At 60.6% G+C, this 14,271-nt stretch carries 14 protein-coding genes, 1 tRNA gene and 1 riboswitch; of the genes, 8 read left to right on the forward strand and 7 right to left on the reverse strand.

All coding sequences use genetic code 11. From position 1 onward, the window contains the following. Positions 1 to 82: 82 nt before the first annotated feature. Together apaG and FHT69_RS25675 are read right to left on the reverse strand one after the other, a co-directional pair. Positions 83 to 475: a Co2+/Mg2+ efflux protein ApaG gene (gene apaG / locus FHT69_RS25670; protein WP_183906164.1), complete on the reverse strand. Its 393-nt coding sequence runs from the start codon at positions 473 to 475 to the stop codon at positions 83 to 85. Between the two features lie 266 nt (positions 476 to 741). After that, positions 742 to 1,926 carry an O-succinylhomoserine sulfhydrylase gene (locus FHT69_RS25675; protein ID WP_132573625.1) on the reverse strand — a complete coding sequence of 395 codons (1,185 nt, stop codon included), beginning with the start codon at positions 1,924 to 1,926 and terminating at the stop codon, positions 742 to 744. 42 nt (positions 1,927 to 1,968) lie between these two features. Beyond that, positions 1,969 to 2,047: riboswitch (SAM riboswitch) on the reverse strand. Between the two features lie 73 nt (positions 2,048 to 2,120). Between FHT69_RS25675 and FHT69_RS25680 the strand changes: the two genes are divergently transcribed. After that, a complete protein-coding gene (locus tag FHT69_RS25680) occupies positions 2,121 to 3,215 on the forward strand; it encodes a 2'-deoxycytidine 5'-triphosphate deaminase (protein WP_183906137.1) in 1,095 nt (364 codons plus the stop codon). Positions 3,216 to 3,274: 59 nt separating this feature from the next. Further along, positions 3,275 to 3,348 (forward strand) — tRNA-Gly (locus tag FHT69_RS25685). A gap of 52 nt (positions 3,349 to 3,400) precedes the next feature. Here the strand turns inward: FHT69_RS25685 and FHT69_RS34360 are convergent. From FHT69_RS34360 to FHT69_RS25695, 3 genes are all read right to left on the reverse strand, one after another. Continuing rightward, positions 3,401 to 3,784 carry a helix-turn-helix domain-containing protein gene (locus tag FHT69_RS34360; RefSeq protein WP_312862884.1) on the reverse strand — a complete coding sequence of 128 codons (384 nt, stop codon included), beginning with the start codon at positions 3,782 to 3,784 and terminating at the stop codon, positions 3,401 to 3,403. Then, entirely contained in the window at positions 3,726 to 4,430 is a 705-nt protein-coding gene (locus tag FHT69_RS25690) for a hypothetical protein (protein WP_246780760.1), read from the reverse strand. Before FHT69_RS25690 ends, FHT69_RS34360 begins: the two co-directional genes overlap by 59 nt. 165 nt (positions 4,431 to 4,595) lie before the next feature. Continuing rightward, the gene (locus tag FHT69_RS25695; protein WP_127430984.1) at positions 4,596 to 5,183 is read right to left on the reverse strand and encodes a TetR/AcrR family transcriptional regulator; all 588 of its coding nucleotides are present in this window, start codon (positions 5,181 to 5,183) and stop codon (positions 4,596 to 4,598) included. 98 nt (positions 5,184 to 5,281) lie between these two features. Here FHT69_RS25695 and FHT69_RS25700 point away from each other — a divergent pair, with 98 nt between their 5' ends. The 6 genes from FHT69_RS25700 (at position 5,282) to FHT69_RS25725 (ending at position 12,566) form a co-directional block, all read left to right on the forward strand. Beyond that, complete coding sequence (locus tag FHT69_RS25700; protein WP_127430983.1) at positions 5,282 to 6,397, forward strand: efflux RND transporter periplasmic adaptor subunit; 1,116 nt, start codon at positions 5,282 to 5,284, stop codon at positions 6,395 to 6,397. Further along, positions 6,397 to 9,525: an efflux RND transporter permease subunit gene (locus FHT69_RS25705; RefSeq protein ID WP_183906138.1), complete on the forward strand. Its 3,129-nt coding sequence runs from the start codon at positions 6,397 to 6,399 to the stop codon at positions 9,523 to 9,525. The genes FHT69_RS25700 and FHT69_RS25705 overlap by 1 nt, the downstream gene beginning before the upstream one ends. Next, positions 9,525 to 10,184 (forward strand): TetR/AcrR family transcriptional regulator, encoded by a 660-nt coding sequence (locus FHT69_RS25710; protein WP_028757375.1) that lies wholly within the window; start codon positions 9,525 to 9,527, stop codon positions 10,182 to 10,184. The genes FHT69_RS25705 and FHT69_RS25710 overlap by 1 nt, the downstream gene beginning before the upstream one ends. A gap of 76 nt (positions 10,185 to 10,260) precedes the next feature. Continuing rightward, a complete protein-coding gene (locus tag FHT69_RS25715) occupies positions 10,261 to 10,704 on the forward strand; it encodes a MarR family winged helix-turn-helix transcriptional regulator (protein WP_097594934.1) in 444 nt (147 codons plus the stop codon). 36 nt (positions 10,705 to 10,740) lie between these two features. Then, positions 10,741 to 11,487, forward strand: a complete 747-nt coding sequence (locus FHT69_RS25720; protein ID WP_183906139.1) for an NADPH-dependent F420 reductase — start codon at positions 10,741 to 10,743, stop codon at positions 11,485 to 11,487. A 257-nt stretch (positions 11,488 to 11,744) separates the two neighbouring features. Beyond that, positions 11,745 to 12,566, forward strand: coding sequence for an oxidoreductase (locus FHT69_RS25725; protein ID WP_097594932.1), 822 nt, complete (start codon positions 11,745 to 11,747; stop codon positions 12,564 to 12,566). Positions 12,567 to 12,798: 232 nt separating this feature from the next. Here the strand turns inward: FHT69_RS25725 and FHT69_RS25730 are convergent, their stop codons facing one another. Then, the gene (locus tag FHT69_RS25730; protein ID WP_063474739.1) at positions 12,799 to 13,308 is read right to left on the reverse strand and encodes a DUF995 domain-containing protein; all 510 of its coding nucleotides are present in this window, start codon (positions 13,306 to 13,308) and stop codon (positions 12,799 to 12,801) included. A 17-nt stretch (positions 13,309 to 13,325) separates the two neighbouring features. Further along, positions 13,326 to 14,264: a glycoside hydrolase family 26 protein gene (locus FHT69_RS25735; RefSeq protein WP_183906165.1), complete on the reverse strand. Its 939-nt coding sequence runs from the start codon at positions 14,262 to 14,264 to the stop codon at positions 13,326 to 13,328. Positions 14,265 to 14,271 lie beyond the last annotated feature (7 nt).

The raw sequence follows: 14,271 nt of genomic DNA on the forward strand, positions 1-14,271 counted from the left end.
TGTTGGTACTGACTGGAAGGCTGCAGCCGGCCGGATCCACGCGCAGTGCTTGCACTGACGAAACGACCGCGAACCTACGCTCTCAATTGAGCACCCGCAGCAGCCCCGGTGAATCCAGCGAGAAGGCGGGGATGTCGACATCGAACATCTCGCCATCGTCCGTTTCCATCTGGTAATGGCCGAACATCAGCCCTGAGGGGGTGTCGAGCGGACAGCCGGAGGAATATTCGTAGGTGTCGCCGGGGCTGAGCCGTGGCTGTTCGCCGACGACGCCCGGGCCGGTCACCTCGTCCACCAGTCCGTTCTGGTCGGTGATATTCCAGTAACGGTTGACCAGGCGAACGGCTACGCCGGAATTGTTGCTGATGACAATCCGGTAACCCCAAACATAGCGGTCGTCATCCGGATCGGATTGCTCCTCCAGATAGAATGGTTCGACCACAACTTCGATATCTCTTGTGAGGGCGCGATACATGCCTTGCACCTTAGTCAAGATATGTTACCCGTATCTTATAAGAGGCCCTGTCCGTCAAGAAACGGAACGTTGATCGTCACTGAAACAGTCATGATCGAAGGGTTTTTCGATCGTTAAGCCTAATTGTCAGTGTTAATTCCAGTTCGGAACGCCGGCACGGCCGTAGTTGTTCCCCCGGCCGAACTCCAGTGAGATCCGGCGAGCCGAACCCCAGTGAGATCCGGCGAGCCGAACCCCGAGTGAGGTCCGGCTGCCATTGTCGTCGATCAGGCCGAAACCTTGGCAAGCGCCCGCGCGAAATCCTCGATCAGATCGTCGGTATCCTCGATGCCGGCCGAAAGCCGCACCGTGCCCGGAGAAATGCCGAGTTCGGCGCGCGCCTCCTCCGTCAGGTTCTTGTGCGTCGTCGTTGCCGGATGGGTGATCAGGCTCTTGCTGTCGCCGAGATTGTTGGAGATCTTGACGATCTCCAACGCGTTCTGCAGGGCAAAGGCCGCTTCCTTGCCGCCCTTGAGCTCGAAGGCGACCAGCGTCGAGCCGCCGGTCATCTGCTTGGCGATGATATCGGCCTGCGGATGGTCCTTGCGGCCGGGATAGATCACCTTGGCGACCTTGCCCTGCTCGGCGAGGAAATCGGCGATCTTTGCCGCATTCTGCGTCTGCTGGCGCACGCGCAGCGGCAGCGTCTCGATGCCCTTCAGCAAAGTCCAGGCATTGAACGGCGACATGGCCGGGCCGGTATGGCGGAAATAGTCGTGCAGGTTCTCGTCGATCCATTCCTTGTCGGCAAGCACGACGCCGCCGAGGCAGCGGCCCTGGCCGTCAATATGCTTGGTGGCGGAATAGACGACGATATGGGCGCCGAGCTCCAGCGGCTTCTGGAACAGCGGCGTGGCGAAGACGTTGTCGACGACGACCTTGGCGCCGATCTGGTTGGCGAGCTTGGCCACGCCTGCGATATCGATCACTTCGAGCGTCGGGTTGGTCGGGCTTTCCAGGAAGAACACCTTGGTCTTCGGCGTGATCGCCTTTTCCCAGTTGGCCAGATCCCGGCCGTCGATCAGCGTGCAGTCGATGCCGTATTTCGGCGCCAGCGTCTCGACCACCCAGCGGCAGGAGCCGAACAGGGCGCGCGCGGCGACGATATGATCGCCGGCCTTCAGCTGGCAGAGGATCGCCGCGGTGACGGCCGCCATGCCGGAAGCGGTGGCGCGGGCATCCTCCGCGCCTTCGAGCATGCACATGCGCTTTTCGAACATGTCGTTGGTGGGGCTGCCGTAGCGGGCGTAGATGAAGCCCTCCGTCTCGCCCTTGAAGCGGGCTTCGGCCGCTTCCGAGGTCTCATAGACGAAACCCTGCGTGAGATAGATTGCCTCGGACGTTTCGCCATATTGCGAACGCAGCGTGCCGCCGTGAACGAGTTGGGTTGCGGGGCGCCAGGACTTGCTCATGCCATCACCTTCACATAACAAAAAAACCGGTCGCAAAAGCAGACCGGTTTCAACCCGGTCTTTTTAGCCACTTGTTTAACGTGGCTGCAAGCCGACCGGCCAAATCACCACGGGATAATTCTGCAATACTGCTGTTAGCTGCTTGCGTCAATTCCCCGAGTTTGGTTTTGTCGGCGGCAAATGATGGATGAGGCATGATGGCTCGTGAAACGGGAATTCTGGCGGATCGCGCGATCTCCGCGCTGTTCGAAACGGAGCGTCTGATCTCCGAACGGGAGCTGGACCGCGACCAGATCCAGCCGGCAAGTCTCGACCTGCGCTTGGGCGCCAAGGCCTTTCGCGTTCGCGCCAGCTTCATGCCCGGCCCCTCGCATCTGGTGTCGGACAAGCTCGACCGGCTGAGCCTGCATGTGATCGACCTTTCCGAGGGCGCGGTGCTCGAGACCGGCTGCGTCTACATCGTGCCGCTGATGGAGAGCCTGGCGCTGCCGGCCGACATGTCGGCCTCGGCCAACCCGAAGAGCTCGACCGGCAGGCTCGATATCTTCACCCGCGTCATCACCGATTACGCCCAGGAATTCGACAAGATCCCGGCCGGTTATTCCGGCCCGCTCTATCTCGAAATCAGCCCGCGCACCTTCCCGATCGTGGTGCGCCGCGGCTCGCGCCTGTCGCAGATCCGCTTCCGCGTTGGCCATTCCCTGCTCGGCGAGCCGGAACTCTTGAAGCTGCATGAAAGCGAGACGCTGGTCGCCAGCAAGCGGCCGAACGTATCGGGCGGCGGCATCGCGCTGTCGATCGATCTGGCCGGCGACAAGGACGGCCTGATCGGCTATCGCGGCAAACATCACACCGCCGTTGTCGATGTCGACAAGAAGGCCCAGCATGACATCTATGATTTCTGGGAGCCGCTCTACAGCCGCGGCCGCAACGAGCTGATCCTCGATCCCGACGAGTTCTATATCCTCGTCTCGCGCGAGGCCGTGCATGTGCCGCCGGATTATGCTGCCGAGATGACCCCCTTCGATCCGCTGGTCGGCGAATTCCGCGTCCATTATGCCGGCTTCTTCGATCCGGGCTTCGGCCATGCGCCCGCCGGCGGGCGCGGCAGCCGCGCCGTGCTCGAAGTACGCAGCCACGAAGTGCCCTTCATCCTCGAAGACGGCCAGATCGTCGGCCGCCTCGTCTACGAACACATGCAGGAAAAGCCCGCAAGCCTCTACGGCTCCGGCCTCGGCTCGAACTACCAGGCCCAGGGCCTCAAGCTCTCGAAGCACTTCCGCATCTGAGCCTTCCCGGCGGCCACGACTTGACAGCGGCCCCTATCTGTTGGAAATCTCGCTTCATCGCGGGTGTAGCTCAATGGTAGAGCAGCAGCTTCCCAAGCTGAATACGAGGGTTCGATTCCCTTCACCCGCTCCAGCTACATCCATCCCACCGTCATCGATAGAAATGCGAAGACCCAGAAGTCGGCTTAGAGCCTGCCTCGCCTTATATCGGCTGCTGCGGAGCGAGATGAGACGACCTCAGATTTCCGCCTGAGGGTTTCCCGAGGACTTTCCCCGTAAACGGACCCGTACAGCGCAGAAAAACGGCCGGCGTGCAAGAATCCCCACTTCAGGCAGATATCCCGGATGCTCTGTTGGTTCGACCGATCCAGAAGGTCCAATCGAGCGGCGCGTAGTCGTAGAGTTCTCAAGTAACTTGCTGGTGTAGCTTCCTTGAAGGTCCGGAAGCCGTTTTCCAAGGTGCGAACTGAGACGTTGGCAGATTGAGCGATCATCGAGATGGTGATCGGCTTAGCGATATTCGCCTGCATGAAATCTATAGCCCGACGAACGTGCCGTGGAGCGGGCATAAACGGACTCCGTTCCAGTCGCTGAGAGTAACGATGGGGTATCAATCGAATGAGCAAATGAGTGAGTGCTTGATTGAGATTGACCATTGCTATCGGCGAATGAAGCAAGATGGCGTGCTCCAAGCATACCATCCATTATAGTCTCGACGAGATTCTTGATGAGATGTGCGGAGGCGCTTGATCCATCAACGAGGGGGGACAGGTCTAACGATCCGACAAGAGGGGCTTCAAACAGCTCCCCGAACGCTTGGCAGATCTGGCCCCAATGTAAAAAGAGTTTCTGCGATCGATGGAGCGTTCCCCGCACGAGGAAGCGATCCGCCTCGCGGCTTTGCCCAAGTAGCATCTGGCCCGGTGACGCTGTTGTCGTGGTTTGCCGTCGCGTCATGCCGGAAATGCCGTCTCGCGGCACATGGATGGTAAGCCATTCCGGTGTGTCCGAGGTAGCCCAAAGGTTCCACTCTCCATTGCATGCGAGATCGACAACCGTCATCGCACCGTGAGAACGTGCATCAGCGGACCAATTAAAGCCTAGAAGCGTATGAACCGGCGATGCGTCAAAGGGAGCAGATCCGAGGAATGTTTCTAACATTCCGTCGAAGTCTGCGCCGGTCCATCGTGAGGTCAATGCGGAATTATGAATCATGCGAGCCTGCTGAATTCGCGGGTGGCAGTGTGATGACGATGCGACGCACGCGTTCTCCGGCGGTGAATCGTTCCATACGCCCGAGCGAGGGTGAGGCTAATGGTCAACTCCAGGATGCGGCGATCTGCGAGGTGGAAGAGACATCCCACCGACGGAGCCGAGATCTCATTCTTCGTCTGTGCCGCTCGCAATGTGCTTGACCGCATCGGACGCGGCTTCGAGGAGGCGCTCCGACATGCCCCGGTCAGTCATGATGCGGGAGATCGTCACCGCGCCTACCATGAGGGAGAGGATGACCATGGCCCTGTCATAAGGTTCCGTGCCGTCCGATGCCGGGATCAATTCGTCGAGAATCTGGAGGTGAGCCTCTATGCCGTGCTGGAATGGAGCCCGCACCTCCTCGCTCTGACGCGCCGCGTCGGCCCCAAGTGCGGCGAGGGGGCAACCATCGCCTTTCTCTTCCCGGTGCCCGGCCGAGAGATACATGCCGACAACCGCGTCGAAGGGATCGGCGCTTCCGGCGGCAACCCTAGACCATCTGCGGATGGCGTTCTCCATCGCTCGCCCGGATGCCAGTGCCACAAGATCATCCTTCGATTCGAACTGCTTGTAGAACCCGCCTTGGGTGAGACCGGCGCCTTTCATCAAATCCTTCAGCCCGATGCCGTCGAAGCCATGCTCCCGGAAGAGCCGGCTTGCGACATTGATCACCGTTTCACGATTGGCCTCGGCCTGAGCGCGACTGACTCTCATAGCGATCTCCAGTTAGATTTCATTTGACATCTATATCAGAATTAGAGTTAGATCGCAATCTAATTTAAATGCTGCGCCCGTCAAGAAGGCTTACTGACATGAACCGCAAAATCCTCCTCGCCTCATTCGGCCTCCTGGCAGCCGCCGGCGCCACGGCATTCTTCTTTGTCGGGGTGTCCTCGGAAGGAAGCGCACAAGCCGCCGATCCCCGCACTACACCGCCATTCGTCAAACTGGTTGAGGCAAAGAGGCCGGAGACCGCCGAGCGCAGCTTCACCGGCACCATCGCCGCCCGGGTGCAAAGCAATCTCGGTTTTCGTGTGCCCGGCAAGATCGTGCAGCGTTATGTCGACGTCGGCGTGCAGGTCAAGGCCGGTCAGCCGCTGATGCGCATCGACGAAACCGATCTGCGTCTCGCCCTGACGGCGAAACGAAACGCCGTCGCCGCAGCCGAGGCTGTGCTGACCCAGGCGCAAGCAGACGAGACACGCTACGCCGCTCTGGTGAAAAACGGATTGGCCGCGACGCCGCAGCGCTATGAGCAGGCAAAGGCAGCGCTTGACACCGCTACCGCGCAGCTTGCCGCGGCGCAAGCGGACGCCAAGGTCGCGGAAAACGAGGCCGCCTATTCCGTCCTGGTTGCCGACACCGATGGAACGGTTGTCGAAACGCTGGGCGAGCCGGGGCAGGTCGTGACCGCGGGACAAACCGTGGTCCGGCTCGCACAGGCCGGCCCGCGTGAAGCGCTGGTCTGGCTTCCGGAATTTCTCAGGCCGCAGCTCGGCGAGATCGCCGATGCCAGCATCTACGGCAACGAAAGCCGGCAGGACAAGGCCCGGCTTCGCCAGATCTCCGACGCTGCCGATCCGCAAACCCGCACCTATGAGGCACGCTGGGTTCTGGATGGCGCCGCAGCGTCGGCGCCGCTGGGCGCGACGGTGACGATCAGAATCGCCAACGGCGGTAGTCAATCGCATGCCGCGGTGCCGGTCGGCGCCGTATTGGACGATGGCAGGCGCACCGGCGTCTGGGTCTTCGACCAGGCATCGTCGATCGTCCACTTCCGGCAAGTGAAAATCGAACAGATGGGTGAGGAGGTTGCGGTGGTTTCCAGCGTCAATGCAGGCGAGCCGGTCGTCGCTCTCGGCGCCCATCTGCTGCAGGACGGCGCCAGCGTGCGCGCCACGGTAGAACAGGCAGAGGCGGCAAACTGATGAACTTCAATCTATCCGCGCTCGCCGTTCGCGAGCGGGCCGTCACCCTGTTCTTCATCGTTCTGCTGGCCGCCGCCGGCGCCTATGCCTTCGTCAAGCTCGGGCGCGCCGAGGACCCGTCCTTCACCATCAAGACCCTGACCGTGACAACGGTGTGGCCGGGCGCGACAGCGCGCGAAATGCAGGATCTGGTCGCCGAGCCGCTCGAAAAGCGCCTCCAGGAACTCACCTGGTACGATCGTGTCGAGACGACGACGCGGCCCGGTTATGCCTTTTTGACCGTCACCTTGAAGGACAGCACGCCGGCCACGGCCGTCGAGGAGGAATTCTATCAGGCTCGAAAGAAGCTTGGAGACGAGGCCCGCAACCTGCCCGGGGGCGTGCTCGGTCCCTTTGTCAACGACGAGTACGCCGATGTCAGCTTCGGGCTTTATGCGCTGAAGGCCAAGGGCATGCCGATGCGCGAGCTTGTGCGCCAGGCCGAGGTGATCCGCCAGGATCTTCTGCATGTGCCCGGCGTCAAGAAGATCAACATCCTCGGAGAGCGGCCCGAACAGATCTTCGTCGAATTCTCCTATGCCAAGCTCGCCACCCTCGGCATTTCGTCACAGGACATCGCGGCCGCCTTGCAGCGGCAAAACACCGTGACGCCGGCCGGATCGATCGATACGCGTGGGCCCCAGGTGTTCATTCGCTTCGATGGCGCCTACGACAGCATCCAGGCGATCGCCGACACGCCGATCGTCGCCGCCGGACGCACCTTGAAGCTCTCGGATTTTGCCGAAGTGCGGCGCGGTTATCAAGATCCGGCCACCTATCTCATTCGCCATGACGGCGAGCCCGCCATCATGCTTGCCGCGGTGATGCAACAGGGCTGGAACGGTCTGGAACTCGGCAAGGCGCTGGAAGAAAGATCCGCCGCGATCGCAAAGACCTTGCCGCTCGGCATGACCCTCGCCAAGGTCAGCGACCAGGCCGTCAACATCGACGAAGCCGTCGGCGAGTTCATGCTGAAATTCGCCATGGCGCTCGGCGTCGTGTTGTTCGTCAGTCTCGTCAGCCTCGGTTGGCGTGTCGGCATCGTCGTGGCTCTGGCCGTTCCGCTTACCCTTGCCGTCGTCTTCCTCATCATGCTGGAAACCGGCCGGTTCTTCGATCGCATCACCCTTGGTGCGCTCATCCTGGCGCTCGGCCTTCTGGTCGACGACGCCATCATCGCCATCGAGGTGATGGTGGTGAAGATGGAAGAGGGGATGGATCGCATCAAGGCGGCCGCCTATGCCTGGAGCCACACGGCAGCACCGATGCTGTCGGGCACCCTCGTGACGATCATCGGGCTGATGCCGGTCGGCTTTGCCCGGTCGACCGCCGGCGAATATGCCGGCAACATCTTCTGGGTCGTCGGCTTTGCCCTGATCGTCTCGTGGATTGTCGCGGTGATCTTCACGCCCTATCTCGGCGTCAAGATGCTGCCGGCGATCAAGCCGGTCGAAGGTGGCCATCACGCCATTTACAACACCCCGAACTACCGGCGCCTGCGGCGGGTTATCGAATTCACAGTGCGCCACAAGTTCGTCACCTGTGCGGTGGTCGCCATCGTCATGGGGATCTCCGTCGTTGGAATGGGCGGGGTGAAAAAGCAGTTCTTCCCGACGTCGGACCGTCCCGAAGTCCTCGTCGAAGTCCGCCTGCCCGAAGGCACCAGCATCGAGACGACGACGGCAACGGTCGAGAAGCTCGAAGGTTGGCTGCAGAAACAGCCGGAGGCAAAGACCGTCACCAGCTATGTCGGGCAGGGCGCTCCCCGCTTCTTCTTTGCCATGGCGCCGGAATTGCCGGACCCGTCTTTCGCCAAGATCGTCGTGCTGACCCCTGACGCTCACACACGCGAGGTACTGAAGCTTCGGCTGCGCGCGGCCATTTCGGATGGGCTCGCCCCTGAAGCCTATGTCCGCGTCACCCAGCTCGTCTTCGGTCCTTACACGCCGTTTCCGGTCGAGTTCCGGATCACGGGCCCGGATCAGGAGCAACTGTACCAGATTTCCGACAAAGCTCTCGCTATCATGAAGAGCGTGCCGGATGTTCGCCAGGCAAACCGCGATTGGGGCAACCGCACGCCCGTGCTGCGTTTCGTTCCCGACCAGGATCGGCTGAACCTGATCGGTCTGTCGCCGGCCGAGGCAGCCCAGCAGATGCAATTGCTGCTGAGCGGAATTCCGATCACCGAGGTTCGCGAAAATATCCGCAACGTGCCTGTCGTTGCACGCAGTGCCGGCGGCAACCGGCTTGATCCCTCACGATTGGCAGATTTCTCGCTGATGAGCCGGGATGGGCGACAGGTTCCGCTCGATCAGATCGGCCACTCGGAAATCCGGTTTGAAGAGCCGATCCTGAAACGCCGCGATCGAATGCCTGTCATTACGATCCGGTCCGATATCAACGAAGCGACACAGCCGCCGGAGGTCTCAGCGCAGGTTATGAAGGCGCTTCAGCCGCTGATTGCCTCGCTTCCCCTGGGATATCGCATCGAGATGGGCGGAAACATCGAGGAATCACTGAAGGCCAACAACGCCCTCGTCAAGATCTTCCCGGCGATGATTGCCGCCATGCTGATCGTAATCGTTTTGCAGGTCCGTAGCCTGTCGACGATGACCATGGTCATGCTGACAGGGCCGCTCGGTCTTGCCGGGGCGGTTCCGGTCTTGCTGCTCTTCGATAAGCCTTTCGGCTTCAATGCCATTCTCGGATTGATCGGGCTGGCGGGAATTCTGATGCGCAACACTTTGATTCTGACGGAACAGATCAAGGAGAATAAGGCAGCCGGACTCGACGATTATCATGCCGTCATCGAGGCGACGGTGCAGCGGACGCGTCCGGTTATTCTGACAGCCCTTGCCGCTGTGCTTGCCTTCATTCCTCTCACGCACTCGGTGTTCTGGGGGTCGATGGCTTACACGCTGATCGGCGGAACGGCGGTCGGCACGGTGATGATCCTGCTCTTCCTTCCGGCCCTCTACGCTACCTGGTTCCGCATCAAGCCGACGAAAAACGAAAGCCATGAAAATTCTCCGAAGGAGGTAGAGTTACCCAAGGAGGTGGAGTTGCCGACGTCAATGGCTGCCGAGTGATGTTCTCCGGCGGCGGCGACGACTTTTGCGGGTCCGGAAGTGACCTTGAGCAGGCGCGGACGCGGATACTCGAGGTGGCGGAAAGGTATTTTCGGCGGATCGGCTATCATAAGACGTCGGTCGCCGACATCGCCTCCGAACTCGGCATGAGCCGCGCCAATATCTATCGCTTCTTTCCCTCGAGGACGGCGATCAACAGTTCGGTCTGCGGACTGGTTGTCAAAGACGTTGCTGAAATCGCTCTGGCGATCGCGCGAACGGATGCGCCGGCGAGCAAAAAGCTGGCGGATCTTTTGACCGCCATCCACCGGCACAGCACGAGAATGCTGGTGGAGGACAGACCGATGCACCAGTTGCTCGTCGCCGCCACGGACGGAAGTTGGGCGACCATCAACGCGCATAATGAGCAGATCCTGGCAATCCTCAAAGCGCTTGTCCGCGAGGGTCTGCAGACAGGCGAGTTCAAGGTCGAAGACGCCGATGAAGCCGCGCGCGGTATCATCACTGCGTTCCTGCCGTTCTTCCGTCCGGTTCTGGTCGAGCAGCGGGTTCAGGAGGGAGGGGCCACCGCAGTCGGCCTCCATGCCCAAATCCGCTTCATCATGAAAGCGCTCGGCACGTCGGACCGCGAGACCTCCCTGAACGCGATAAGCGCCTAATTTAGCGCTGCCGACCTTGTTCTCTTCGACAAAGGCATTATCTAGTGCACTAGATAAAAGCACACTAGATGAAACCATGTCGAACAACGAAATCGCATCCCGCCGCGCGGTCGGCACCCAACTTTCGTTTGCGCTCTATGGCGCGGCCAACCGGATGGCGCGCCTTCACAAGCCATTTTTGCAGCCGCTCGGTCTAACATTCCCGCAATACCTGGTGATGCTTGAACTTTACGGCGGTACGCCCCGCGCCGTTGGAGAGTTGGGTTTGAAGCTCGATATGGACACCGGCACGATCACGCCGCTGCTGAAGCGCCTGGAATCGGCCGGCATGGTGACCCGGACGCGCGATCGTAACGACGAGCGGCGGGTGCTCATCCATCTTACCAAAGCCGGTGAATCCCTGCGTGAGGCGCTTTGGGCCGTCACCGACAAAATCAAAACCGCCTGTCAGCTCACGGACGAGGGGCTGGCCGATCTGCGCGACACGCTGCACGCATTCGCGCGTCCCGCCCGCGATTGAGGCGGGCTTAGTTCCACATCAGAGAAAGGACATCCCATGAAGATCGGAATCATCGGCGCCGGAAATATCGGCGCGACGCTGGCGAGAAAACTTGCCGCCGGCGGCCATGAGGTCAAGCTTGCCAATTCGAAGGGGCCGGACACCATCCGCGATCTTGCCGGCGATATCGGAGCGACCGCCGTTTCGAAAGAGGAAGCCGTCCGGGTCGTCGAGGCGATCGTTCTTTCGATCCCGTTCGCAAACTGTCGCGATCTCGGTCGGCTCTTCAATGGCGTGCCTGAAGACGTCGTGGTGATCGATACGTCGAATTATTATCCGTTTCGCGACGGCGCGATCGCCGACGTCGATGGCGGCATGCCCGAAAGCGTTTGGGTGAGCGGGCAGATCGGCCGACCCGTCGTCAAGGCGTGGAATGCCGTGCTGGCGGCAACGCTGGCGGAGAAGGGGCGGCCTGACGACACGGATGGACGCATCGCCATCCCGGTTGCAGGCGATGCTCCGCAAGCAAAGGCGATTGCCATAGATCTGGTCGAGGCCACCGGTTTTGATGCTCTGGATGCAGGAGGGCTGGCGGCGTCCTGGCGTCAGCAGCCCGGCACCCCGGCCTATTGCACCGAGCTTGCAGCAGATGAGCTGGAAGAAGCGCTGCGATCGGCGGATCGATCCCGCGCAGCCGATAATCGCGACGCGCTGATCAAGGAATTCTTCGCGGCAGGCACCAGCCTGACCCACGACGAAATCGTCGCTCGAAACCGAGCGGGGACTGTCGCTCCGAAATCCTGAACCCGTTGAGGCTCATGCCGCTCCCTGCCGACATGCCCCGGCACGTTTGCAGGCGCGATCATCGAAAAAATCGCCGTAAAGCAAAAAGTGCTTGATTTTATATTTCGATTGACATCTAAAGCAAGGATAGATGTTGATCGAAATCTTACGTGCTTGGATGCCAGGTTCTGAGACACTGTCCTTTGGCGACAGGGTGAAAAGTCTGACCCTATAATTGAAGCACGTATTCAACCACTCGCGCCCAGCCAGGAGCCTCCATGTCTCAAAATAAAGTCGTCGTCATCACCGGAGCATCCTCCGGAATCGGCGAAGCGTCGGCCCGCCTTCTTGCACAAAACGGTTTTCAGGTCTTTGGCGGCGTGCGTAGCCCGCAGCGTGTCAATGCCATTCCCGGCGTGCGCTATGGGACTGCCGACGTCACCGATGACGCCTCGGTCTCCGATTTTGTTCAATGGGTTTTGTCCGAGGCAGGCAGAATCGACATCCTGATCAACAATGCCGGCGTTTCGCTGGTCGGCCCGGTCGAGAACACGTCGCCTGCCGAAGCCCAGGCGGTCTTCGATACCAATGTTTTCGGCCCTCTGCGCATGATCCGCGCTGCCTTGCCCTCCATGCGCGCCGCTCGCAGCGGTCTGATCATCAATATCAGCTCGGTCCTCGGCTTCCTGCCGGCGCCGTTCATGGGAATATATGCCAGCAGCAAGCATGCACTCGAAGGACTGTCGGAGTCGCTGGACCATGAGATTCGTGAGTTCAACGTGCGCGTCGTGCTGGTTGAGCCGACCTTCACCAATACCAAGCTCGATGTGAACGCGGCCCAAACCGACGCGCCCCTCGGCGCTTACGCAGCACAGGCAGATGCGACCATCAAGACGGTACAGGCCCAGATCAAAACCGCGCCGTCGCCGCTGGTTGTCGCGGAGAAAATCCTGGCTGCAATCAACGGTCCATACAAAATGCGTCAACCGACCGGTGGCCAGGCGACGCTTCTAAGCCGGTTACGCAGGTTTATGCCGGCAAGCGCGGTCGACAGCAGTCTGCGCAAGACATTCGGCTTCGGAAAGCGTAGCGCAACCTGAGTTTGCCTAAATTTCCAAACGTCGTCGGTTTCACAGCTTCGTTTCCGCGAATCTCGCTGTCGCATTCGTGCCGGCGCATTGCAGAGCATCAGTCGGGATCCTGGCTCGGCGACGTGCTGCTGCCGGCGCCGAAGGCGCTTCGCGATCTTTTATGAAAAGGGTTGCGCGCAGGCACCGGCTCCTACAAGGAAACAGATGGCGCCTCGGCCGCGCGCAACCCCTAGCTTCGCCTTTATTTGGTCTTACTGACGCTCGTCTCAATTCTCCCCAATTGAGACCTCACGTAGTCGCCGTGGCGAAGCTTTGCGAATTCGTCGGTGGCTTGTGTCCGTCTGCTCTTGAACACGTACCATTGACCGTCCGGTTCGCGTTTCTGATAGATCAGGCCGCCCTTCTTGCGGTGGCTGAAGCAGGTGATTGCCGTCGCCGTTCCGGTCTTGGCGTGCCAGTCGGCGTTGAAGCAGAGTTTGCCCGACTCCGTGACGAACCAGCGGCCCATGCCGAAGGATGGCGAGCCATTTTCCCGCGACCAGGCGGTAAAGCGACGCGCCTTCGCGGAGAAGTAGCCGGCGCCGGCTTTCCACATCCAGGAATTCTGGTTGTAGAGCTGATAGATTTCCGCGCTGCTCATCGGCTTTGCCGTCTCGATCCCCGCAGGCTCATTGGTTGCGGCAGCGGACGCAGCCGTAGCGATACCGCTGGTCAGGGCGACGGCCAGGAACATTTTTTGAAGCATGGACATGTTCAGGTTCCTTCTGTTCAATTGATGCTTTCGTGGACGAGCCGCCAGTCGGGGCGGCCATAACCGTCCGGCCACGGATAGACTTCACGGTCGTTGAAGTAGATGACGGCGCTGAGCGCCGGGAACTGCGGATAGCGTTTCGTTACGCTCTCGGCCCAGTTTCGCACGAAGGAATCGTCGCCTTCGTAGCCGAGTTCGGCAACCATGATGGGCTTGCCGTAACCCGCGACACGGGCGTATCCGGGCGCAAGGTGCTCGGCAAACGTCTGGTCACGGCCAGTCTTGTCCCTGTCGTATTGCTCCAGGCCAAAGACCGAGAGGCCGATGATATCGACGACATCACTGCCGGGATAAAAGGCCTGAAGCCCCTCATTGCCCTTCGGTGACCACATGTATTTGGCCGTCTTCAGGTGGACCTTGCAGACCTCCACCATCCGGCGATAGGCCTTGGCATAATCGGCGCCCTGCCAATGCGACCAGGAGAACTGGCTGTCGGTTTCGTCCATTTCCTGTCCCCAGCGAATGATGACCGGACTTTTCAGCGTGGCAGCGGTCGAGCAGACCGCGGCCATGTTCGCATCGCGCGAACCGTCCAGGATGCTGTGCAGTAGTTCCTGCGAGGTCTGGCGCCAATCGCGTGACCAGGTCCAGGGCTCGACCGAGATCAGCAGGGTGCGACCACGCGCTTGCGCATAATTGTCGGCGAGGACGAGCGTGCGCAGATCGACATCTTCCCAGGGCAGGAAGAGGTGTTCGATCTTCGAATCGGGCGAGGCGCCCAAATCTCCGTGCGGATCATAGGCGCCGAACGTGATCGACTCCTTCGTGACAACCGGCATTTTGGTCGGCGGCGCGATGGACGATGTCGTCATGGCAAGCGGCTGCCCTTCGGCAGAACTGCCCAGAGCGGTCGGCAGCACCGCGACTCCCGATAGCAACAGGCCGGTTAACGACAACAGGGCT

The sequence above is a fragment of the Rhizobium sp. BK008 genome, assembly GCF_014197345.1.
In the GTDB taxonomy this organism is placed as follows: Bacteria; Pseudomonadota; Alphaproteobacteria; order Rhizobiales; family Rhizobiaceae; genus Rhizobium; species Rhizobium anhuiense.